The sequence below is a fragment of the Sphingobacterium sp. B16(2022) genome (genome assembly GCF_012030425.1).
In the GTDB taxonomy this organism is placed as follows: Bacteria; Bacteroidota; Bacteroidia; order Sphingobacteriales; family Sphingobacteriaceae; genus Sphingobacterium; species Sphingobacterium anhuiense.
The window spans coordinates 1,875,032-1,897,722 of sequence record NZ_JAAUVN010000001.1 but is presented as its reverse complement, the minus strand read 5'-3'; the positions used below and the strand labels follow the sequence as shown (position 1 = coordinate 1,897,722).

15 protein-coding genes are annotated in these 22,691 nt (G+C 32.8%); 8 read left to right on the top strand and 7 right to left on the bottom strand.

Going from position 1 to position 22,691, the window contains the following annotated elements; all coding sequences use genetic code 11:
- Nucleotides 1–50 precede the first annotated feature (50 nt).
- The 7 genes from HCX49_RS08355 to HCX49_RS08325 all read left to right on the top strand — a co-directional run bounded on the left by HCX49_RS08355 (nt 51) and on the right by HCX49_RS08325 (nt 15,972).
- A complete protein-coding gene (locus tag HCX49_RS08355; RefSeq protein ID WP_168126781.1) occupies nt 51–494 on the top strand; it encodes a hypothetical protein in 444 nt (147 codons plus the stop codon).
- Nucleotides 495–594: 100 nt separating this feature from the next.
- On the top strand, nt 595–1,998 hold the full coding sequence (locus HCX49_RS08350) for a hypothetical protein (RefSeq protein ID WP_168126780.1): 1,404 nt from the start codon (nt 595–597) through the stop codon (nt 1,996–1,998).
- Between the two features lie 287 nt (nt 1,999–2,285).
- Nucleotides 2,286–3,845, top strand: a complete 1,560-nt coding sequence (locus HCX49_RS08345; RefSeq protein WP_168126779.1) for a hypothetical protein — start codon at nt 2,286–2,288, stop codon at nt 3,843–3,845.
- Nucleotides 3,838–5,556 carry a hypothetical protein gene (locus HCX49_RS08340; protein WP_168126778.1) on the top strand — a complete coding sequence of 573 codons (1,719 nt, stop codon included), beginning with the start codon at nt 3,838–3,840 and terminating at the stop codon, nt 5,554–5,556. The genes HCX49_RS08345 and HCX49_RS08340 overlap by 8 nt, the downstream gene beginning before the upstream one ends.
- On the top strand, nt 5,556–6,392 hold the full coding sequence (locus HCX49_RS08335) for a hypothetical protein (RefSeq protein ID WP_168126777.1): 837 nt from the start codon (nt 5,556–5,558) through the stop codon (nt 6,390–6,392). The genes HCX49_RS08340 and HCX49_RS08335 overlap by 1 nt, the downstream gene beginning before the upstream one ends.
- On the top strand, nt 6,389–11,509 hold the full coding sequence (locus HCX49_RS08330) for a DEAD/DEAH box helicase (RefSeq protein WP_168126776.1): 5,121 nt from the start codon (nt 6,389–6,391) through the stop codon (nt 11,507–11,509). Before HCX49_RS08335 ends, HCX49_RS08330 begins: the two co-directional genes overlap by 4 nt.
- 29 nt (nt 11,510–11,538) lie before the next feature.
- On the top strand, nt 11,539–15,972 hold the full coding sequence (locus HCX49_RS08325) for an AAA domain-containing protein (protein WP_168126775.1): 4,434 nt from the start codon (nt 11,539–11,541) through the stop codon (nt 15,970–15,972).
- 4 nt (nt 15,973–15,976) lie between these two features.
- Here the strand turns inward: HCX49_RS08325 and HCX49_RS08320 are convergent, their stop codons facing one another.
- The 4 genes from HCX49_RS08320 to HCX49_RS08305 are packed head-to-tail and all read right to left on the bottom strand — an operon-like array spanning nt 15,977 to nt 18,855.
- A complete protein-coding gene (locus HCX49_RS08320; RefSeq protein ID WP_168126774.1) occupies nt 15,977–16,615 on the bottom strand; it encodes an SEC-C metal-binding domain-containing protein in 639 nt (212 codons plus the stop codon).
- A complete protein-coding gene (locus HCX49_RS08315; protein WP_168126773.1) occupies nt 16,608–17,549 on the bottom strand; it encodes a cyclic GMP-AMP synthase DncV-like nucleotidyltransferase in 942 nt (313 codons plus the stop codon). Before HCX49_RS08315 ends, HCX49_RS08320 begins: the two co-directional genes overlap by 8 nt.
- 4 nt (nt 17,550–17,553) lie before the next feature.
- Entirely contained in the window at nt 17,554–18,582 is a 1,029-nt protein-coding gene (locus HCX49_RS08310) for a CBASS cGAMP-activated phospholipase (RefSeq protein WP_168126772.1), read from the bottom strand.
- Entirely contained in the window at nt 18,583–18,855 is a 273-nt protein-coding gene (locus HCX49_RS08305) for a hypothetical protein (protein WP_206368311.1), read from the bottom strand.
- 299 nt (nt 18,856–19,154) lie between these two features.
- Here HCX49_RS08305 and HCX49_RS08300 point away from each other — a divergent pair, with 299 nt between their 5' ends.
- The gene (locus tag HCX49_RS08300; protein WP_168126770.1) at nt 19,155–20,585 is read left to right on the top strand and encodes an RNA repair transcriptional activator RtcR family protein; all 1,431 of its coding nucleotides are present in this window, start codon (nt 19,155–19,157) and stop codon (nt 20,583–20,585) included.
- A gap of 101 nt (nt 20,586–20,686) precedes the next feature.
- On the opposite strand, the gene HCX49_RS08295 is transcribed toward HCX49_RS08300, so the two are convergent.
- From HCX49_RS08295 to HCX49_RS08285, 3 genes are all read right to left on the bottom strand, one after another.
- Nucleotides 20,687–20,893 (bottom strand): hypothetical protein, encoded by a 207-nt coding sequence (locus HCX49_RS08295; protein ID WP_206368309.1) that lies wholly within the window; start codon nt 20,891–20,893, stop codon nt 20,687–20,689.
- A 339-nt stretch (nt 20,894–21,232) separates the two neighbouring features.
- Nucleotides 21,233–21,979, bottom strand: coding sequence for a DUF3825 domain-containing protein (locus tag HCX49_RS08290; RefSeq protein WP_168126768.1), 747 nt, complete (start codon nt 21,977–21,979; stop codon nt 21,233–21,235).
- A 39-nt stretch (nt 21,980–22,018) separates the two neighbouring features.
- Nucleotides 22,019–22,564 carry a hypothetical protein gene (locus tag HCX49_RS08285; RefSeq protein WP_168126767.1) on the bottom strand — a complete coding sequence of 182 codons (546 nt, stop codon included), beginning with the start codon at nt 22,562–22,564 and terminating at the stop codon, nt 22,019–22,021.
- Nucleotides 22,565–22,691 lie beyond the last annotated feature (127 nt).

Here is a 22,691-nt window from a genome sequence, read left to right as displayed (position 1 = left end):
GTTTTCATTTTGCCATTATGCTTATTCATGAAGTTTTGTAAATTTATAATATGAACCATATAACCGAGATTATCACTTTAGCTTGCGCTATTATAGGTGTAATAGTTGCAATTGCGACATATAAACGGACATTTCAAAAGAACTCTATTCAAGATATTAAATATTTGACTTCTCGGTATATATTAGCAAAAAGTCTAACTGAAAAAGTACTATTATCACTTGATCAGTATGCATCAATTCACGGCGCATATAATAATCATTTTATGCAGGGTATTACTTTTGGGAAATCTATTAATCTTTTAAAAGATATTAAAAGTGAAATATTTACACCTGAGATCGATATGCTTTTAGGAGAAAAGGGAATATTGAATAAATATGATAAGTCGGAAGAAAATCTACTTAAAACCATTGACATACATATCAAGCATATATGTGAGGTACAAACTTTTTTTAACTTTTATTTTGAAGACGAAAACAAAGGTTTAATTATTTGAGGTAATCCATCGATAATGGTGAAAATAAAATTGAATTTCTAAACGATCTTGATGGTGACGGATTTATAGGAAAAATAGATGGTAGTTTTTAATTGAAAAGATGGCACGAATATATTTTGATACAAATGTTTTTAGTAATCTTCGACGTAATGAAGTTGATGCTTTCCAAGCTCTTAAAAATAGGATAACAGAATTAGATCATAGTTTAAGTTTCTTTTTTTCGGTTGCACATATCCGTGATAAAGAAAAAGATAAGTCAGATTTTAAGTTTGATGATTTCAAATTTATGGAATCAATAACTAAAAATAACTATTTGGCATATGATCCAATTAATAAAATCACAAACTACTATTTAGCAACGCCTCAAGAAGTTTTTGAAGACGAAATAGGTGAAGATTATAGTTTCAATTTTTCAAAATTATTAGCTGAACAGGATGAAGATGATGATTTTTTAAAAGATATGAAGCGAATGTTTTCTAGTAAGATTATTGATTTAAAATGTTTAAATACTGATTCTCTAACAGTTGACCATTCAGCTTTGATTAAAAAGATGCTTCCTCAAGGGAACAAGAGAGTTTCATTGTCTGATATTTTAGATCAACAGATAAAATTTAATGCCGATTTATATGAAAATTATGACAGTTATAAACAGTTAAGAACCCTTTTAGATCAGGAGATTAATAAAGGTAAAATAACACTAAAGAATAATTTTGATTTTAATAGCGCTCTGCAAAATACTCAAATTAATAAAACTTTTTTTGAGTACGTTAAGGATTTGATGTATCAGCCAGATAAAAATAATTTACCTTTTTACGAATATTATTTGATGTCGTATAAATTATTGGATATGTTAGGAATAAGCAAGGATAAATTGTCTCATAAAAATAGTTTAAATAATCAAGATAATGATGGCCTCCACTCTTATTTTGCTAGTTACTGTGATTTTTTCGTTTCCGATGATGCAAAAATTCGTGAAAAAAGTAAAGCATTGTATAATTCTTTTGATATTGAAACAATAGTATTAAGTTCAAGTGAATTTCTAGGAAAGTTAGTTGAACTGTTTGAAATAAGGCAAAATACACTGAAAAGATTTCTAGAGAAACTTGTGTACATTTTTGTGAATTTTGAGAAGGAAAATGAAGTTGAACTTAATGGTCTGAAGATATCAAAATTCAAGAAATCATTTCTTTTTTTTGGATTTTTTAATAGTATTATTCAAGTTCAATATCCCGATAACTGTTTTTCTTTTTTTATGTTTAAAAGTCAATCACATAATCTAAGTGAACCTAATTATCATGAACTAAATCAAATTATAAATTATGCTATAGAGCAATTTGGTATTGATTTAGATATGAAAGGGAAATGCAATTTAGAAGTTGGCGAAAAATATCCTAAAGATTTTTTTGATAGGAAATGGCATTTTGGTAATTTTTTTTTTGAATTATGTCATTCAGAAATTGTTGATGGAAAATATACTTTTGCAGTCCATCAAAAAGAAAAGTAATAAAATATTATAAAATCTTATCTTACGGTTTCCCGTATATTAAGTAAAAAAAGATTACTTATCATTGTGCGCAATTGCAGATTACAAAACTATTTTGCTTTTAATTTTTTAATCTTTGATTTTCAGGTTATATTGTAGATGATTTCTAAACAACCATATGAATAATTATGAAATCTTAACTAATTTATGAAATAGAATCTCGATCCAATTTTTCGCTCAATAATTTAGGAGGCTTTTTTTGTATCTCCATGTCGAAAAAAGTAAACGGTTTTCTTTAATGTGTTTATATGAGCTACCTAGAGTTTAATAGATGGGCATACGAGTATTATAGGACCACTACTTTAAAGAATGGTGTGTGTTGCTTGGCTATTGATGAATATGAAATTGCAATATTCAAAAGGAAATATTCTCTAGATAACCTTTATTTTAAGGAAATCAGATTATCGCCATGGAGCAACTTACTTTGTTCGCATAATTATGGTGATGTGGAAATCCCTATTTATTTTGGACTGATAGCATTACAGTGCTTAGCTGCTAGTTCTATGGAAAATTCTGAAAGAGTATTTTCTGTTGAATTGAATGAGAAGGCTATTAAAATTTCGGCAGGGAACTTTTGGAGCCGCTTTTGTGATATAACTGGAATTGAAAAGGAGGGATTGTTAAATTTCTATGTAGAGTTGAAAAATAATGTACCAATTCAAGAAGTTATATGGGAAAGTGTTGGGAGATATTTAAAGGATAACTTAGGATTTCAATTAACTATTCCTCCAGCCATAACTGGCACGGGAAGATACATACAGTACCCTAAATCACAAGTTGTTTTAAATAAAGAGGATCTAAAGGAAATTGCAAATAAAGTTTTAGTCTGTTTCGATTTGGAAGAAGCGATTTCAGAGGAACAATTCTATAGCTTGTTTCAAAAAGAATTTTTGCTTCATAATTTCTATAGAAATAACAATAAGATTAATTATCAAGGGTCGACTCGTGATATTTTCTTTAAACAGGTTTTCAATTATTACAATTCGGGTGAATGGAGACTTATAGAGTCAAAAATTGAAATGCCAAGACGTCATCGGAAAATCAAGTATGTTATTGAGTTTAGTTTAAGTGGTAATCTTCATTTTTATAACCAAATGACTGAAATTCATCAACCCTATGAAATTTTTAAAGGAGGTGAAGTAAATATTTTTGAAAAGGTTGCAGGGTCAGAAGAATTTGAGCAGTCAAGCTTATTCTCTTTAAATACTGAATTGATAATAGTTTCAACCTCTACGCTTAAGATGGGGTGTATTGTTAATCATAAACATGTTGGGCTTAATATTGTTCGTTGCACTTTTAACAATGAAAAGGATATCCCTTTTTTGCTGCGAGATAAACTACGGAAAACCAGGGATGAAATACCAGTTTATTTAAAAGGAATTCGTTTAGGACATACTTGGCAATATATCCAGAATTTTGGTCCTGAGATTATAGGAGCAGATTATTCAATTTTATATACTGACTTTACTAATACAAAAGAACAGTTGATTCTTGAGGGATATGACTCTTTGAGCTGTAAGCCAGGTTTATACATCGTGAGAGTTGCTGGTTTTACTAGTTTACGATTTATAGTGTTGGAACAAAAAGGAATTAATATTCATAATGAAAATGAAATGGGCTTAAAGCTTAATAGTTTTACAATTGACACTACAGGTATTTTATTAAAAGGGTTGCAATTGTATGGACAGTCATGCACGTTAATCAATAATAAAATACACATAAATGGTTGGGTGAAAGCAAACATAGGACAAGATTTTTCATCCAAAAGCACTTTTTTAAAATCAATTAAATACAAGCATTATGAGTAATGATAAGTACATAGCTATTTTAGATAAGTATGTGGGAGATGATAGTGACAGTGCGTTTTGTACCGTTTTGGCGAAACAAATCTCTAATTCGTTAGATGGATATGTCATTGAAGAAGAAAAGTTAATACGTGAATTTGATGGATTTAGGGAAATTTTTGTGCCAAGATTAAAACATCATAATTTCAAGGAAGGGGAAGTATTATCTTTTACAAAAAAAGAACTTATTTCGCAAGAAGGTAGAAAACCTAGATTACATTTTTCGGGGGTGGAGAAAGCTAATGCTTCAATTTGTATTGAGTTAAAACAGGTAGAGATTGATGATGTATTTCTGAATGTTGAGTTGCTACAAGAAAATATAATTTCAAGATTTACGGCGACTGAAACTAGTTTTTATGTGAGTGACGGTGTTGGGATTTATGGAGATTTTAGGATTGAAAAAAATAAAGTTAAAGCTGGGTATGGTGTAAATGTAAATAGGTATTTAGCTGATCAATGTTTAAAAATTGAACATCCCTACGCAGATCAGAGTGATATTACACTTCTTTTACATTTACCAAAAGATGGTGCAAAGAAATACGATTGTTCTACTAATACGCAATTAATTGAAAGAGTTAAGGATATCATTGGTAAATCCAAGATAACCAATGAAACTGGCCGATATATTAATCATATTAAAGCTTTAATTACGAGCGAAGATCTAGATGAAATTGAAGTTGCAAAAATCAAGAGAGTACAAGTATTGTTAGACAAAGTTTCACTAAAATATGAGCAGTTTGAAGCATTACGGAGTAATTCAGAATTTTGGTCTGATGTTTTCAATAACAGTATTAAAGAGTTTGAAGAACGCTTAACCAATGAATTTTGGGAGAAAAATAAGGAAATTCTTGATCTTGAGATGCAAAAACAATCAGAGAAACTCGATTTGATTCAGCAGCGGTTAACCGATGAAGAGACAAGATTAGAAGAAATTGTATCCGTAATATTAAAAGAGAATGAAATTTTAGAATCGTTAAATAATCAAATCAATTTACTTGAGCTTAAAAAAGATGAAATTATTCTTTCTCTTCAAGTACAAGGAAAAATAGGTAATGGTGCTGTAAAAGAATTTCTACCAAATTATGAAATACAACAATCACTAAATAAGTGCAATACTTTCTACCCAAGACCACTTGATTTTTTAAATGAATTATCTATTATTACAGAACTAGAAGAAGCAATAGAAGATGATTTGCACAAAGTGATTAAGCAGTTAAAATGTAATAATTTTTTCAAATGTAGTAATATAAGTAATTTTATGACACTCGTCAATACATTAGGGAATAGCTGTTTATATGTAAATAATGCTGAAGTTGATTGGATAAAATTCGATAAATTCATGAATCAGGGGTTATTGGAAGCATTTAAGCATGCTTATAATAAACCTTTGCAATCCGTTTATTATCTATTGCAAGATTTTAATATAGCTAGTCCAGAATGTTATGCTAAACCTCTAATTGATTTAAGTCGGAAAATTCGAAAGACATTACCGGTAGATGGTCGGTCGTGGCCTAACAATCTTCGAGTAGTTTTCTTTCCACTAGAGTTAGATATTGATGATTTTGGTTTTGATGTGAATGATGAAACGTTTTTAAGATGGGAAGAACTAGAAGTGCCATTTTTTGATTGTAATGGTATTAATTTACCTAAAGCTCTTAATTTAGAAAATAGATAATGATGTTATTTAAGTTAGCAGGAATATATTATCAATTTTTTGCTCAGTCTAAAGATTACACACTTTCCGAAATTAAAAGAAAGCAAATTGGAAAGGAGTTAATTGAGAGGCGTCCTCATGAAAATGACAAGAGTACAGTTAACAGATCTTATTTTTTACTACTATATATAGGTTTAATAGATCGTGTCCATGTTAATGGCAAGATGGCCTATCAATTTACTCAACCCACTAAAATAAATGGCTCAAAAAGAAGTATTTTAATTCATTGTGCTTTAGCTCCTAATGATGTGAAGTACATAGGCTTGAATTATGATATTATCAATCATGAAGATGATATTGCTATTGAGGAAATATTTGACCCAGTTTCTATCTTGAAGGCTATTCCAAAAATATCAAATATAATTAAAAATCGATTTACTGATGTATCTACAAAACCAACCTTTAAATATTTAGAAAAATGGTTGCCAAAAAAAAGTAATGGTGAGTGGGTAAAAACTAAGGATTTTGACTCAATTCCATCTTTATATAGACTATACATTATTAATAACGAATATTATGACTACTTGTTTTTCATTAAAGGAAACTTTTATAGCTTTCCCATGAATGATCTTGTAACTGTCCAGCTAGTGAAGAGTTTTTTACGAATTTCCAATGGTGAAATGGGATTTAAGTATGCTGTGGATACGGAGGAATTAATAGAACTTTACCCTCTTCTTGAGCCAATTAAAAAAATATTATTTACTCATCATATTTTATCCACTGGTCTTATCCCATTGGATTATAAGTATCAAGTTGATAGTACCATTATTAAACAATTAAAGCGGATTTATAGATGACAAATGCATTTGAAATATGGTCTGAAATTAAAGATGTCTATTTAAAATACATAGACACAGGATTACCAATGTATGATGTAAAGCTTGAAGGAGAGAGAAGGCTATTATACGAAAAAGACGATGCTATATGTAAAAAGCCAATAATAGAATTGACAAAAAAATACAAAGAGTATTTATCGGTTATTGATACTTGTGCTAAATATCATTTAGATCCATTATTTGCTGATTTGATTTCTAGTGGTTTATTCCCCTATAAAGATGGGAAACTTTATGAACATCAGGTCGATAGTTTGAATGAAGCAGTTAATAATGAAAAAAACATAATCGTAACTACAGGTACTGGATCTGGTAAAACAGAAAGCTTTTTGTTACCCTTATTTTATAATATTTTACAGACTAAAAAGAGAAAAAGCAAATTCAAAGGTATACAAGGTTTAATATTATACCCTCTAAATGCTTTGGCAGAGGATCAAATGCGTCGCTTAAGAAAGTCCTTAAGCAGTGATCCAGTAGTCGATTTTTTTGATAAAAAATTAAACAGCCAATACATTACATTTGCTCGATACACTGGTATTACTCCTTTTTCGGGATTGGAAGAAAAGGCCAAGATAGAAAAAGAAAAAATTGCATTATTACAAAACTGGGAATCTGCCCGTGACTTATCTATAAAAAGTTATGATGACGAGTATTTATATGATGTTGTAAATCCAAATCGTCCAATTGAACTTTGGAATCGATTTGATATTCAAAGGAACCCTCCTGATGTTTTCATTACTAATTATAGTATGTTAAATATAATACTCATGCGTGAGGCGGAGGATAATATATTTGAAGAGACTAGGAGATGGCTTAAGGAAAGTCCAGAGCATATATTCCATATCGTTATCGATGAATTGCACTCTTATAGAGGGACCGCCGGTACTGAAGTAGCTTATCTATTACGATTATTGCTTCAGCGATTAGATTTACATCCTGAATCTCCGCAAGTTCGATACTTGTGTTCAAGTGCTTCCATGCAGGAGGGTAATCGTTCAAAGAATTTTATTAAAGGCTTCTTTGGTGTATCAGAGACTTATTTTAACGAAAAATTCAAACTGATTGGGGGACGGGAAGATGAAATTGTGGAGGATTTTGAGAAGTTAGATGCCGATGCAATTCTGAATAGCATTGAAGCGGGAGTAAATATTTTTGAAAAATATGATCTATTAAATTTATTACGATCAAAAATCCCTAAGCCTTCACTTACACGTGATGTCCTAGCTGAAATTTTTATCGATTCCACAACACCAACCGCGGAATCTGCTTTAAGCGGAATTTTGGAAGAACTAACAAAATTGAAAAGTAATGGCAGTAATGAACAACCGCAAAGAATTCATTATTTTTTTAAAAATGTTGATGGATTGTGGGCTTGTGTTAACAGTGAGTGCAATGCTGTTGAAAGCATTTTTAGATTTAATAGTCGTACGGTAGGGAGACTTTACAAGCGTCCTGTTAGTCATTGCGAATGTGGAAGTCCAGTGTTAGAGGTTTTAACATGTCGACAATGTGGTGAATTGTACTTTAATGGATTTAAAAAGAAAAATAGTATTGAAAATCAGCTTTACATTGAACGAGGATTTGATGGTGAAGAATATTCTAATATTGTTTTTAAAAACTTAAACGGCTCAGAAATTTTTGAGATAGGTGAAGAATATGATTCCAATAAAGAAAATAAATCAAAATGGAAAACTTACGAGTTAGGTGAGAACTTAAATTATGCAAGGCGTTCAAGAGATGATTTTAATTCAGTTTTTTTTGAAAAAACGGATAGCTATAAAGCCGTTTATCCAAATGAATGCTTTTCATGTGAGCATAGTTTGGATGAAAATAAATTAGATGAAAATTCTTTTACTCCAATTCACCGTCATTATACAGGGGTACAGAAAGTAAACCAGTTATTAGCAGATAGTTTATTGCGCATTCTTAGGAAAGGCGATTCAAACTTTGCCAAACTCGTTTTGTTTTCTGATTCTCGACAAGCTGCGGCAAAATTGTCTGCAGGAATAGAATTGGATCATTATAAAGACACTATTCGTGCTATATTATACAATCAAATTTCAAGTGGTGATAAGTATTCCCAATATGCAATGCAGAAACTGGAGGGTATTGAACATTCTGATGAGGTAGTTGATGAAATTGAGAACGAAAGAGAAGTTAATTTAACATATAATCGATTAATTAGAAAAATCGAAAAATATCTAAGGAATCCAAAAGAGCAGGCAAGTGAGTATGACTCATTGATTAATGAAATTACAAAAAGAACTGGGATTGAATTCACAAGTCTTATATCCTCAATTGCAGATAAGTTAATTCATATAGGTATTAATCCTGGAGGACCAAAACATTCGATATCCTTTTTGAATAGAGAAGATGGAGAAAAATGGTTTAAAGGTTTATATGATGAAAGTACCAATCATTTTCTATTTCAAGCTCAGCACAGTAGTCTCGAAAGAGCTATTAAAGATAGTCTAATCTATGAGTTACTAAGCAGCCTTTTTGCTAATGGCCGTCGTTCATTTGAATCTCTAGGTATTGGATTTATTCGCGCTAAAATTGAGAATAACTATGGCTTTAGCGATGATCTTATTCAAAACTCCATAAAGGTGATGGCTGAGTCAGGTTTAGTTGTTGGAAGTCCATATACAATTAAAAGTTTTCCGAAAAAATTATGGAAGTACTGGCGAGTTGCGTTAGACTTCAAAGGATGGGGGGTGCCAAATGATTTTAAAAAAGCCTTCGAATCTATTTTGCTAGAAAATGAGATAACTCTAAAAAATTGCAATAATATATCTGGGAGAAATTTATTTATTCACTACACGGAAAATGTCGATATCTTTTATCACTGCGGAACGTGTGGTAATAACCAGTTACGGAATTTCGGGAATGTATGTACGAATTGTTTTAATAGAACATTGCAAAAAAAATCAAAAGAGTTTATTAATAGTCTTCTTGAAGAAAATTACTATTTGTTTTTAGCAGAACTATATAAAGATAGCCCTGTTCGCCTTCATTGTGAAGAGCTCACGGGGCAAACAGATGCTTCAGAGGCTCGCATGAGACAACGTCATTTTCAAGGTCGAATGCTTAATGATGAAAAAGAACAATTTGATGGTATCGACCTTTTAAGTGTTACCACTACTATGGAAGCTGGGGTAGATATTGGTGCTTTAAGTGCAGTTATGCTTGGGAATGTTCCGCCACAACGTTTTAATTATCAACAGCGTGTTGGTCGCGCGGGCAGGCGAGGATTACCGATGTCAATTGCACTTACTGTTGCAAAGGGAAATTCTCATGATCAATCATACTATGCGCAGCCAGAAAGAATGGTATCAGCAACTCCGACAGACCCATACCTAGAAATGGAACAAATGAGTATTATGCTGCGTTTTGTTAATAAAGAGATTTTTTACATCGCTACAAAAAAATGCGGTTTTAAGGGTAAAGATGTACACGGAGCTTTCGGTACAATAGATGATTGGGTCGTTATAAAACCTCTTGTGAAGTCCATAATAGCGCAGTCCGACGTAGTACAAGAAGTAATTACCAAATTCAAAGTTGGTACCCAAATAAATAAAACTAGTTTAGAAATTTACGAAACATATTATAAAGACTGGATAGATAAGATTGAAAAAGATGTCATTCATAATTTCGAAGATTATCCCCAGAATAATATAGCTGAAAAACTAGCAAATGCAGGAAAGTTTCCAATGTTTGGGTTTCCTACTCAGGTGAGAAGTTTGTTCGAAAAAGAACCAGCAAACAGAAACGAAGAATCACAATTGATACAGCGAACAATGGATCTTGCTATTTCAGAGTTTGCTCCTGGTTCTGAAGTTGTAAAGGATAAGCGGATTCTCAAATCGGTTGGTGTGATAGGTTATAAAAAAGTAGAGGGGCGAAATAAAATTATTGATGGGAGAGGTTCGTTAGATAAGGTCGTCTTTAAATGTATTTCTTGTAATACCATTTACTCTAAAGAACCAAACGATGTCTTCTGTAAAGTATGTGATGGAGAGCTCAAGCCTTTTCCAGCTATATCTCCTTTAGGATTTTATGTTGAAGAGGGCGAAATTAAAGACTTTGATGGTCGATTCGAATTTAATGCTAGAAGTGGGGAGGTACAATTAGATCCAGATTCAAATCTTAAGCTTTCTAAAAATGTTATTGGTAACATTTGGTTATATAACAATGCGGAGCCCGATAGTGGTTTAGTTCATATTATAAATGACAACGGCGGAAATTTATTTAAATTAGGTAAATATCGTAAAGAGAGAAAGAATGGTAGTGGCTATGACTCTATTTGGGTGAGCAAGGACGCATTCGTCAACCGAAAAGTTAATGTAACCGAAGAGCAAGATTATGCATTAATATCGACAAAACAAACTGGAGTGTTAACGTTGACAATTAATGATTTTGGAAATAATAATGAATTTAGATATAATTCGATCTATCAAAAATCTGCTTTTTTATCTTGGGGTTACTTGATAAGGAAATCTATTTGTACTGTATTGGATATTGAAACAAACGAGTTGCAGGTTGGATATAGGATATCCCCCAATACTAAAAAACATGAGGTTTTTATCGTTGAAACTGCTGTGAATGGGGCAGGTTATTGTGGGTATTTAAATGGTGATACTGATTATGATATTGCGAAGAAAGTATTTCTAGATCAATTAAGCTCCGAAGGGAAAGACACTGTTTATCAATATTTAATCAGTGAGGTACATGATGATTGTACGGCATCATGCTATGATTGTTTACGAGATTACTATAATCAAAACCATCATAGCTTATTAAATTGGAGATTAGCTTTAGATCTAGCTCAATTGGCAAGGGACTCATCAGTTGAATTAAATTTTTCACAGCCTTATTGGAAACAGTACTTCACAAAATACCTTGCATCGTTGGTTATGAAAAAGTATGATTCATCTCTTTATGAAAAAGATGGCTTTTATTATTTTATGAAAAATCAACAAAAAACACTCATTATTCATCCATTTTGGAAAAGAGATTATATTAGCGAGACTCGGTTAGCGCATAGTTTTATTAATGATGTAGTAATTAATGAATTGAAATAATTTAAGTAAAAGACCTTAACTATATTATAATGTCTAAGAAAATAATTGCGTTAGAATTTCTCGAGGAACTTGAAAGTATCCATAAAGATGAAATATCGTCTTTGTCGGTAAAATATCCCCAACTTAGGACGTTGTTGGAGAAGGTTTGTAAAAACCTTACAATAGATAGCTCAACTCAATTTTCAAACTTCTTCTCTAGATTGGTTTATGTCTGCAGCATGTACAATGTAGATCGTGCGATACACGGATTACGTATTACAGCTAACAAAGTATTGCATGAGGGGATTAAACCTAATGAGGACGATTACAAAAATCATATAGCTTTTTTTGCAGGTTTTTTAAAAGTAGTTTATGCTATTAACGTACCAGAAGTGTTGTTGGATGGAAGAAAGCGAGGAGTTGAATACGCACCTGTTAAAAGTGTTCGACTTAATGAGGCTAAAGTATGTATTGTAGAGAAGCGAGAGAATCATTTAATTTGTCAAATTGATGGACTAAGTATCAAAGGTAGTGGCTATGAGTTTGCTCCTGAAAAATTGGTTACTGTTCAAATATTGGAAAAAGGGGTTAATGAAGTTATTACATCATGTGAGAATTTTTGGATTGGTGCTTTGTTATATCTTATAGATATTGATATTGATGCCAATGAAGTTTTTCATCCCAAGATAATTGTTCTAGAGCCAGATTACCTTTTAGATGTATCCTCTATTGCAGAATGCATTCAAGATTATGGAGAAAGCGAACTTTTATTTCTGAAGTCAAAATTTGAAGAAAAACCTGATTCTAAACATTTATTGTTGGGGAACTTTGCAAACTTGGTTGTTGATGAAGTTTTTTCTAATCCTTTGGCACCGGTGGAATTCAATAGTGTTTTTCTTAAACACTTTAAAACAACCCCACTTGAATATACCACCTGTAAGGACATAGCAGAAACAAAAGATTTTAAAATTTATTATGATGAAAGCCAAAAGCAGTTTCTGAAAATTAAAGATATTATTGAAAATGGATTTTCAAAATTAGGTATCAATTTAGAAAACATCTCTCTTGAGCCTTCTTTCTTATCAGAAAAGTTCGGTCTACAAGGTCGACTAGATATGCTCGATTGGCGAAAAGGAAGCGAGGTATCCAAGATAATCGAGTTGAAATCTGGTAGTGCACCTTGGCCTGATGACGGCGCTAGTATTAAAGGCAATCATCTTGCTCAATTGTTTATGTATTACCTTCTTTATTCTCAGGTAGGTAAGTTAAATGTTAGTCAGGTGAATAATAGGTTGCAAGGTTTTATCTTGTACTCGAAGCCTAGTCAAAATAATTTAAGGAATACGGGGGCATATTTAAAAGGTTTTCAGGAAGTTATTAACCTAAGGAATAAAATAGTCTCTACCGAGCATCTTCTAATAGCAGATAGTAAGGAGAACACCGAAGGTATTCTAACTAAAATAAATCCACAAAACTTAATCAATAAAGATATTCATCCTAATTTCCGAGTTCGAATAGAACCTCAAATAGTTGATTTTCTTACTCCAATTACATCGGCCTCAGATCTTGAGAAAAATTATTTTATTTCGTTTGCAAATTATGTTTCATACGAACATTTTTTGAGCAAGGTTGGTGGATCAGATAGAGATAAAGAAGGAGGATCGAATGGTTTAGCAAGACTTTGGTTGGATAGCTTTGAGGAAAAGAAAAGTAGGTTTGAGATACTGTACGATCTTGAAATTGTTGATAATAAAATTGACAGCGTAGAGCAGGAAATAGTTTTCAGAAGGAGAAGTTTGGATAATAAACATGTTAATTTTAGAAAGGGAGATATCTGTGTGCTTTACCCTCGAAATAACATGTCAGAAATCGTTTCACATAGTCAAATTTTTAAATGTACTATAAAGGAAATTGTTGGAGAATATGTGACTGTTTGTTTTCGATATAAACAGCGAAATAAGGCGTTCTTTGAGTCTTTTGGAAAGAAAGGTAAGTGGGCATTAGAGAGCGACTTTATGGAGACCTCTTTCAATTCTATGTATAGGAATCTTTATGGGTTTTTAAAAGCAGGCCAGTCATATAAGGATTTAATATTGACTCAAAAATTTCCTGAGAAAGCTGGAGATTATGGTTATAAAAATCCAGCTGTTTCTTTGGAACAAAGGACTGTAATAAATAAAGCGTTATCTGCTAATGATTACTTTTTATTGAATGGACCTCCTGGCACAGGAAAGACATCAATTATTATTAAAAATTTAATTAAGGAATTAATTGATACTAATAAAAGCATTTTAGTTCTTGCATATACAAATCGAGCAGTTGATGAACTTTGCGAGGCAATTGATAATGCTTGTGGTGGTAGAAAAAAACTTAATTTCATTCGGTTTGGTTCAAAGCTATCTACCAGTTCTGAGTATCATGACAACCTTATAGATGTTGTGATCGAAGCTAAAGAAAAGGAGTTATCAGCATTCAATAAAAAATTTGGACGTGCCGAAGTAACAAATGTTATAGTTCAAAACAATGTCTATGTCTCTACAGTAGCTTCTGTCGGAAGCAAACTGAGTATTTTTCAAGTAAAGAGTTTTGATTATATAATAGTTGACGAAGCCTCTCAGATTTTGGAACCGCAATTGGTGGGTGTCTTGGCAAAAGCATCAAAATTTATTCTTATAGGAGATCACAAGCAACTACCTGCCATTTCTATACAATCAATAGATAGATCAAAAACGAATAATAAGCTTCTCGAATCAATTGGGTTATTTAATAGAAAGAACTCGCTATTCGAGCGTCTTTACAAATTCTGTGAAGATAATCTTTTGTCTCATGCATACGATACATTAACTTATCAAGGCCGCATGCATAAGGAAATTTCCTTATTTCCCAATTTTGCATTCTATAAAGGTAGATTGCGAGAAGCTTATGATACCCCTGATATCGATGCTGAGACTAAATCGTCTCTAAATAGACAAGTCGTAGATTTAGATTTTCACGAGTCTAGTGCAAACACAGTGCGGAAACTATTAAGTCAAAAAAGATTAGTATTTTTTAATAACAACAAGGTTGACGATCACTATGCTAAGTCTAATACGTTCGAAGCTGATTTTGTTGTAAAAATAGTTAAAGACATTATCTCTTTATATGAAACAAACAATAAGGAATTTGATCCTAGTAAGACTATTGGTATAATAGCTCCTTTTAGAAATCAAATAGCTCTTATCAAACACAAGTTAGAGGAAACCGGAATCCCAAACTACGAGGCTATAACGGTGGACTCTGTAGAACGTTTCCAAGGAAGTCAACGAGATATTATAATTTATTCCTTTTCAATTAATAATCCGTTCCAGCTTAGGGGGATGATTAATTTGAATGATGAAGGTGATGTTGATAGAAAACTAAATGTTGTTCTTACTAGGGCTAGAGAGCAAATGATATTAATTGGTAATGACTATATTTTATCAAGTAACCTGATATATTTAAGATTAATAGAATACTGCAAGTCAAAAGGAGGTTATATCAATAATTCGCTGTCAGGAATAATAAATAATGAACCTATTTTTTTTCCTAATGACACGTCTTCTATTAAGGATAGAAAGCCTATGTCAATCAATGAACCGTTCAAAGCTGCATTCGAGAATAAAGTTGAGAGTCTCGTAAGAAAGGATCGACGTACCAAATGGCCAAATGAAATATTGGGATTGAATACGGATTTCGCCCGTAATAATCTTATACGTTATGGTTTGGCTGACTTTGATCAGCAGGTCGACTTGAACTATGAGCAGAATGTAGGAGATTTAATTGGTAATCAGGAACTACTTACTTACTATACAGCACGCGAGAATGTTTTGCTCTATTGTTATTGGAGTATGAGGAAGCATTTTATTTCAACGGAAAGTATTTTCTTAAACCACAAAGAATTCTTTCAATCAAAGTTTAAAAACACAGAAGAAAGAGTAATGTTTATAGATTTCGGATGCGGTCCTATGACAGCTTCTTTGGCATTTAATAATGTTTTTAAATCTGATAGTAGAAGAAAGGTACACTATCTAGGAATTGATGTATCTAAAACTATGCTTGCCAAGGCACAAGAGTTCATTGACTCAGGAATCTTTAAGTCTAATGATACTTTCGAACTTTGTTGTGAGTTAAGAGAAAGTGACCCCTGCTATTATAAAGATGAATTTGTATTGCCTCATACAGTTATTATAACCTGCGCTAATTCACTTTCTAACATTGATCTCGATGCAATAGGGGATCTAGCTCGCTCCTTGAATGATTTCATTAATGAGTATCCTTTGAATAACTATCTATTAGTTTATCAAAATCCAGTTAATCGAGACCAAAATCTTAGAAAATTGTTGGAGAAAGTACCTAAGTTGAATAAGGCTTTAATCTCAAGGGAGAGCGCTGTTTCATATGATAATCCACATCAAGATTGGTATGCAACAAATGAACATTTTAACTATGAGGTGATTACGAATTAATTATTCATTTTATGTAATTAAGTATTAAAAGTAAACGTTCTTGACCAATGGTTTTTAGGGCTTGATAAGCTTTTCGATGGCAATAGCGGTATTTTTTACCGCTATTGCAAAAGCACATTGAGGTGCGTGAAGGTGTGTTATTATTGTAGATGAATTTTAGTAGTTTGTATGCTTCGTTTGCATCATTAGTATTTAACAGGTCGTAAATAGATTCTAAAATACCTTCTGAACCATGCGACCTTTCATTGAGAAAATATCCTTCTTTTTCACGGAAACTTTGATTGTGTAAGTAGGGTGTTACATGCTCTTTAATAAAACCTTTAAGTGTAATTCGTTTAGAGCAATGAATGAATTCCTCTACAGGCGTGCAAATGCAAAAATGTCCGTCCCCATATACGTGCCAGTCAATATTATGTGGAAGACGCTGAGCGGTTTCAAAAACATAAGGAAAGCTGGCGGGATATTCTGTGGTGCACTCTATCCTGATTGAGTATTTGTCGTATACGACGTTGTTTTCGTCGTATAGTGAAATATCTCCAACCAAATAGGGATGTGAATCTTCCCGAACACATAATTGTAGTTCGGGAAATTCACCTATTGCTTCATTAGCTTCAGCAGTAAAACTTATATATGCATTATTCATGTGCAAATGGATATGAAGTTATTGCTCCTGCAGCAGCTGCAGCAGCCCCATATGTTCTTTTTTCGTCTTTATTATCGCCAAGAGGAAAGCTATCACCTAAATGTTTGCGCCACAATTTGCTGGCTTCTTTTTGATTACTTTCATGAATAGCTGCATCTGCGTCCGTGATAAACTTATCTAATGCTTCAAGAAACTTGTCTTTATTTGCATAGTTTTCCAGAAGGTCATCATTTGGTACTGCTGGCACTATACATTTAAAATCATTATTTAATGCTTTTTTAATCTCCTGTAAAATGTCTCGCATAGTGATATCGTCACGTTCATTCAAAACAATTTTTTCTTTAGCGTTACTAGCTAATATGGTCAAAGCCAAACCACTTGGCATTTTAAACGACTGTTTATCAGCCCAACCTTTAAGGTATTTAGTATTACGCACTAATCTACCTTCTTTATCTTTTTTAGAGATAAACCAGTTTACCATTGCTTTAGGGTCACTATCTTCAAAGCCGACTCCTTTCACTGCTATTTGGTATTCTTTCCCTTCCTCCTTGCAGTAAACAGGATGATCTATTTCGTAGTCGTCAACAAATATTGTACGAATGCATTTTTTACGGTTTTCAGCAGCAGTGCTTGTATAGCCCTCAACCGCTTGTTTAACCCATTGTTTTAATGCGGTGGCAGTGACATCTGGCGCACGTAAAAAGTAAATTCCATCGTCTAAATCACAAATATCTTCTGAAGTACGGATGCCGTTCTTCATTTTGTATGATCCTTGTATATAGAAATAAGGAATATACTTTGGCTGGTTTTCTCGAAACCATTTTCTAATTCTTTTTCTAAGCCCCTCTTTTGAATCCATCATTCTCTGGTTCTTTTTCGATCCAATGGATATCTCATCATGATAATCCTGAAATAAATTGTGACAATTTGCCATAGTGTTATTGTTTTAAAAAATTTAATATTTCCGTTAATCTGTTTTTTGCCAATTCCTCACCAATAGCCTTCATTCGGTCTATGTGTTTCTTCTTGGATGAATTGAGCTCTATATTATCTCCTTTCATATCATGCTGTATGCGGAGGTGTTGAAATGTATTTCCAATTTTGCCTAATGCACGTTGCAGGAAGTTTAAATATTGTTCCGTAATCTGCGCCTGTGTGTCAAGTACGATATCCACTAGCTTTGGATTGGGGAATAGCCAGTCAAATACATTCTTGGGTCTCCAAGAGCGTTTAATAATTTGCTTTCCCTGTCCAGTTCCAAGTGAAAGAAGGACTATATCACCGATGGCAATATCTAGTTTGTCTGTAGCTTCAAAGACACCGATGAGTGAAGGGTTGTTGGCAAAAATACCCCCATCAATCATATTTATATTTGTCCCTTCTCCATGCTCGTTTTTAAACGAGAAGCTGTGAGGAGGAAAGTACACAGGGGCGGAAGCACTCGACATCGCCACATGATAGGCAGGGAGTTTGTAATCTCTCCTGTACTCAGGATGATGTTTTGTCTTTAAGACGTTTATTGCCCCTTCATTCCCGTTAAAAGCAGGGATGCAAACCTTAGCTTTAAGATCAAGCAATAGCGGATCTCGACCTCCGTTAGCATCTGCATATACTTCTCTTAGCTTTTTTAAAAGCTTTTTATTGCTATATATAGCGTTAAAGAACGCCCTGCTTTTTCGAGGTAAGAAACGGAAAACAAATCTCGGGAAGATGATATTTGCATGGTCTTCGTAAAATTTTGCTAATTCTTTCGCCGGTATTCCCAAAGCGATTCCTATTGCCAGAATAGCCCCGGTAGATGTGCCGCATATTAAATCAAAGTGTTCATAAAGCTTTTTATCAGGCTCTTCCTTTTGAAGTTCTGCTTCTAGCTCTGCCAAGACTTTGGCTGGGATAAGTCCTCTTATCCCGCCTCCGTCTATGGAGAGTATTTTAAATTTTGCGCTAATATCTTCTCCCATTCTCATCTAGTTGAAAGCTTCTCCGCATACCGCAGCCCAGTTTGGTCCAAATTGAGTAGAAACACACCTTACTAGTTTTACCCCTAAGGACTTAGTAATGGCACGTGCTTCGTCTCTGGCAGTTGCAGCTGTCTTAGAAGCATGATAAAGTGTGGTGTTTGGAAAGTAAATTGTTCCACAATCCACATTTGAGATACTATCCACGTAGCCCAAATCAAACATCTTTTCTTTGAATTCCCGATGCTTAGAAGGAATGTCGTAAGTAATTATTATTGCCATATTTTTAAAATATTAATGTTTGCTATAGGAGCTATCCTTCTTTGATAGCTCCGATTATCTATTTGGATTTTTTGACTGTTTCCTTAACAGTTGTCTTAGGATGCTTATCCGCGTAAGTTTTAGTTACGAATTGACCTGATCCTGCGTCCCGATGTACTGATGTTTTCTTTGCCATTTTATATACCTCCTTTCTTTGGTTCTATATATGCTAAATGCATGCCACTGAAAAAAACAGCTCAAAACACTTGTTTTTTTAATTATATATATCAATATTTGACTTTAAACTATCAAATATTGATATGAAAATATTATTATCTTGGGTTGCGGCAATGCACGATTTTCAAAAGGAAAACAATGAAAGAGGCAACAAAGTGAATTTAAGTGGACCGACATTTAACTATCATAAAGAATTCTATAAAAATGATAAGCATGTAATATTATGTCAAGGTAGGGCGGATGAGCCTAATCCCAAGGTGGAGTTGCTTAGGTCAGAATTGAATAAGGTGTTCAATGAACATTTTGTTGAAGTGTATTATATAGATGTATTAGATGTTATCGATATTGACGAGATACGAAGTAAAGTTGAGTCATATCTTTTGAAGTTTCATAAAGATGATGATATAGATATTTTCTTCTCTCCAGGCACCTCTGCAATGCAGATATCTTGGTACTTAATTCATGAATCTTCTGCTTTTAAAACTTCTTTGTTTCAAGTTAGGCCAGCGGTACACTCCAAAAGTTCTAAGCCGGAATTGCTTCAAATAACTACAGAAAAGTCTACGATTCCTTTAAGTAGTTTAATGAAGGAACGATCGCTGGATTCACACGTAGAGAATTACAAAATAACACAATCGCTAAAGCCTATTTATAACAAAGCGAGACTGATTGCTGCAGCGGATTCGGTAACATCATTAATTTATGGAGAAAGTGGAGTTGGGAAGGAGCATTTAGCAAACTTCATTCATAAAGAATCTTCTCGCGCAGAAAAACCATTTATTGCTGTGAATTGTTCTGCATTAACCGATGAATTACTATCATCCCAATTATTTGGCCATAAAAAAGGAGCTTTTACTGGAGCTATAGAAGATAAAATTGGTTTTTTTGAAGAGGCTAGAGGTGGCTCTGTCTTTTTGGATGAGATAGGAGATATTTCTCCTTTCATGCAACAATCATTACTTAGGGTAATTCAAGAAAAGAAAATAATAGGGGTGGGAGCTACTAAGGAAAGAAAAATTGATGTTCGAGTTATAGCCGCAACTAACAAGGATTTACCGGGTTTATGTGCTGAAGGAAAATTTCGCTGGGACCTTTATTATCGATTGACAGTTACTGAATTAACATTGCCTTCTTTGAGGGAAAGGAACGAAGTAGAAAGAAGGGAATTGATAGATTTTTTTCTTAAAACCAAGAAAAAAATCTTCAAGCGGACAAAGCAATTATTATTGGATAAAGAAGTTTTTCATTTAATATTGAAATATAAATTTCCTGGCAATGTCCGTGAGTTAGAAAATCTTATCGAAAGTTTTTATGTTTACAATGAAAAAAATGTTTCAGTAGATTCAGTGCCTTCAAGAATATTAGCCCCAAAAGAAGAGGATAAATTGGATTTGGTATCTGTTGAAAGAAGTCATATTGCAAAGGTTTTAAAAATGACGAATAGCAATGCCGAAGCTGCTAGATTACTCGGTATTGCTATTAATACTTTAAAAGCAAAGTTGAAAAATGTTTAATATCTCTTAGCTAAACCTTATAGATTTATTCGCCTTGAATGTTTTATAATAAACACTGATGTTTATGGCATTAATATTACTCCTTCAGGTTAAGAAAACAGTTAATTGGAATCCAAAGGAATTGCAGATAAGATCAATGCCAGAGATTGAAATCTTGTACGTGAAGGTCCTCGAATGACTCCGGAACTTAAAATTTTTTGAATAGGAATATATAAATAAGTAATAATCTTTTGGGAGTTCTTTTCCATAGCAGAAGGGCAAAAGACTCCAGTACTATCGATCTTAAAAATTAACTGAGCGACTTTCATGATTGGTCTAGAAATATTCTACTGAGTACTGGACTGTATTTCCTTAAAACATATATGAGTAGCTCAGTATCAATGATACTAATTTAGTAATTTGAAACTCTACCCAATCCTACACACGACAAGGGGTGTCAATTGATTTTAGTATGCAGAATGCTTATGATGTTGTTCAAGGAAGTAAATAAAAAATGCCCTCTAAAAGAGGGCTATCTTGTTTCTTTAGTTTTTCTTGTAAGTCTATCTTGAAGTTCAATAAAAATAAAAATATATTTAATTATCTTTTATCTTGATGTATTTCTTTAATGCAAATATATAAATATATGTTTATATATAAAAATATATTTAAACTTTTAACCATTCATCATCAGGCTTAGCTATAAGCCTAGCATTATTAATCGCCATATCTAGAGTCAAGCATGTAGAAGCACGATAAACATCATTTTCCTTTTCTATGACCAACGCTAAGTCTGCCTTTCCTTTTTCTTGTAGGCATAAAGGCAAAAGTAATTGAAGTTTGCCTTTATAATATTGAGGTATTGCGGTTTTATAATTCCTCTTAACTCTTCGCTTTGCATCTTCAATGGTTCCCTGAAGTATATTTGATAATAAATAGTTTTCCATTCGATTTAACGGTGTAGGAAATCTTTCTTTATTATCCTGAATTATGTGATCTATGTTGATTCGTAATTCAAATTGAGGGTTATAAATTAAATCAGAAGGATCAGTGATATAGTTAGCTACATCAGCCAACTTAGAAAACTTTGAAAGATCTCTGTGGCTTGATTTCCTCCATCCAATGAAATAGTACGGTATGGATGAGTTAGGTCTTTTATTAATTTGAAGATAACAAAAAATTTCTTCCTGATTTTCAGTAACTAGCCCAGTGTTGAAACAACAGAAATCTTCTGTATATTCAATCTTTGCCTCGCCATGTACTTTCTCAAATGTATGGTGAACGTAATTAACTAGGATTGGGTGCTTGCCAGTTGGGTCATTGCAATAATCCCAATTATCTTCCATTGCCAATTCTTTTAAATCTTCAATACTCTGACTGAAATTGGGAAACCATGTAAAATCAAATAGGCTCATAGTATTAATTATTTTGAAATAATGTTTAATATTTTAAATTTAATGATTATAATTTTTAATGGGATGCTTTTCGATATAGTCCTTCATCATTTCACCTGGTTTCTTTCCGACTGCTTTTTCGATAAGTAAGAATTCGAAAGGTTCTGGTGCACCTGTTTTGTAATAGATGTCTTTTAATCGCTTTTCTTCGATCCCAGTCTTTTGCTGGATGATGTCAAAGGAATTTTTACCACCAACATATTCAATGGTGTCTGAATCGAAGTTTTCCTTCATATATAATCCGAACTTATTTGCACTTTTCTTTTCCTTCGTATCGATCTTGACTTTTTTCAGATTAAATTTTCTGTGAGGATAAATATAGTCTCTTGCATTTTCTATGGTATCACCTGAGTTTATAGCAATAAGATAGAAGGAGTTCAGAGAAACTCCTTGACGTTTCTTACTAAGAATTTTACTAATTTCTCCCTTGGAAATATTGACCTTCTTACCAAACCCTTCGTTCGATAAACCAAGCAGTAATTTTCTGGAAAGTACATAAGCACAAAAATTATCTAAGTCCTTTTTAGCTAGCTCGTTTTCTACCATAATTAATATTTAATCGGTTCCTTTTATTTTATTTGGTTTTATGGAACCCGTTAGTTATCTTTGTTTAAGCGATTTGAAATTCTCGGCTAATAAGCCTTGATTAACGATGTACCTCGACCTGTAAACG

What these genes read in the sequence shown, in the direction of transcription:
- HCX49_RS08335 (WP_168126777.1), top strand. Translation starts at nt 5,556, where the DNA reads ATGATGTTATTTAAGTTAGCAGGAATATATTATCAATTTTTTGCTCAG.
- HCX49_RS08325 (WP_168126775.1), top strand. Translation starts at nt 11,539, where the DNA reads ATGTCTAAGAAAATAATTGCGTTAGAATTTCTCGAGGAACTTGAAAGT.
- HCX49_RS08295 (WP_206368309.1), bottom strand. Translation starts at nt 20,893, where the DNA reads ATGAAAGTCGCTCAGTTAATTTTTAAGATCGATAGTACTGGAGTCTTT.
- HCX49_RS08300 (WP_168126770.1), top strand. Translation starts at nt 19,155, where the DNA reads ATGAAAATATTATTATCTTGGGTTGCGGCAATGCACGATTTTCAAAAG.
- HCX49_RS08305 (WP_206368311.1), bottom strand. Translation starts at nt 18,855, where the DNA reads ATGGCAATAATAATTACTTACGACATTCCTTCTAAGCATCGGGAATTC.
- HCX49_RS08320 (WP_168126774.1), bottom strand. Translation starts at nt 16,615, where the DNA reads ATGAATAATGCATATATAAGTTTTACTGCTGAAGCTAATGAAGCAATA.
- HCX49_RS08285 (WP_168126767.1), bottom strand. Translation starts at nt 22,564, where the DNA reads ATGGTAGAAAACGAGCTAGCTAAAAAGGACTTAGATAATTTTTGTGCT.
- HCX49_RS08310 (WP_168126772.1), bottom strand. Translation starts at nt 18,582, where the DNA reads ATGAGAATGGGAGAAGATATTAGCGCAAAATTTAAAATACTCTCCATA.
- HCX49_RS08345 (WP_168126779.1), top strand. Translation starts at nt 2,286, where the DNA reads ATGAGCTACCTAGAGTTTAATAGATGGGCATACGAGTATTATAGGACC.
- HCX49_RS08290 (WP_168126768.1), bottom strand. Translation starts at nt 21,979, where the DNA reads ATGAGCCTATTTGATTTTACATGGTTTCCCAATTTCAGTCAGAGTATT.
- HCX49_RS08355 (WP_168126781.1), top strand. Translation starts at nt 51, where the DNA reads ATGAACCATATAACCGAGATTATCACTTTAGCTTGCGCTATTATAGGT.
- HCX49_RS08350 (WP_168126780.1), top strand. Translation starts at nt 595, where the DNA reads ATGGCACGAATATATTTTGATACAAATGTTTTTAGTAATCTTCGACGT.
- HCX49_RS08330 (WP_168126776.1), top strand. Translation starts at nt 6,389, where the DNA reads ATGACAAATGCATTTGAAATATGGTCTGAAATTAAAGATGTCTATTTA.
- HCX49_RS08315 (WP_168126773.1), bottom strand. Translation starts at nt 17,549, where the DNA reads ATGGCAAATTGTCACAATTTATTTCAGGATTATCATGATGAGATATCC.
- HCX49_RS08340 (WP_168126778.1), top strand. Translation starts at nt 3,838, where the DNA reads ATGAGTAATGATAAGTACATAGCTATTTTAGATAAGTATGTGGGAGAT.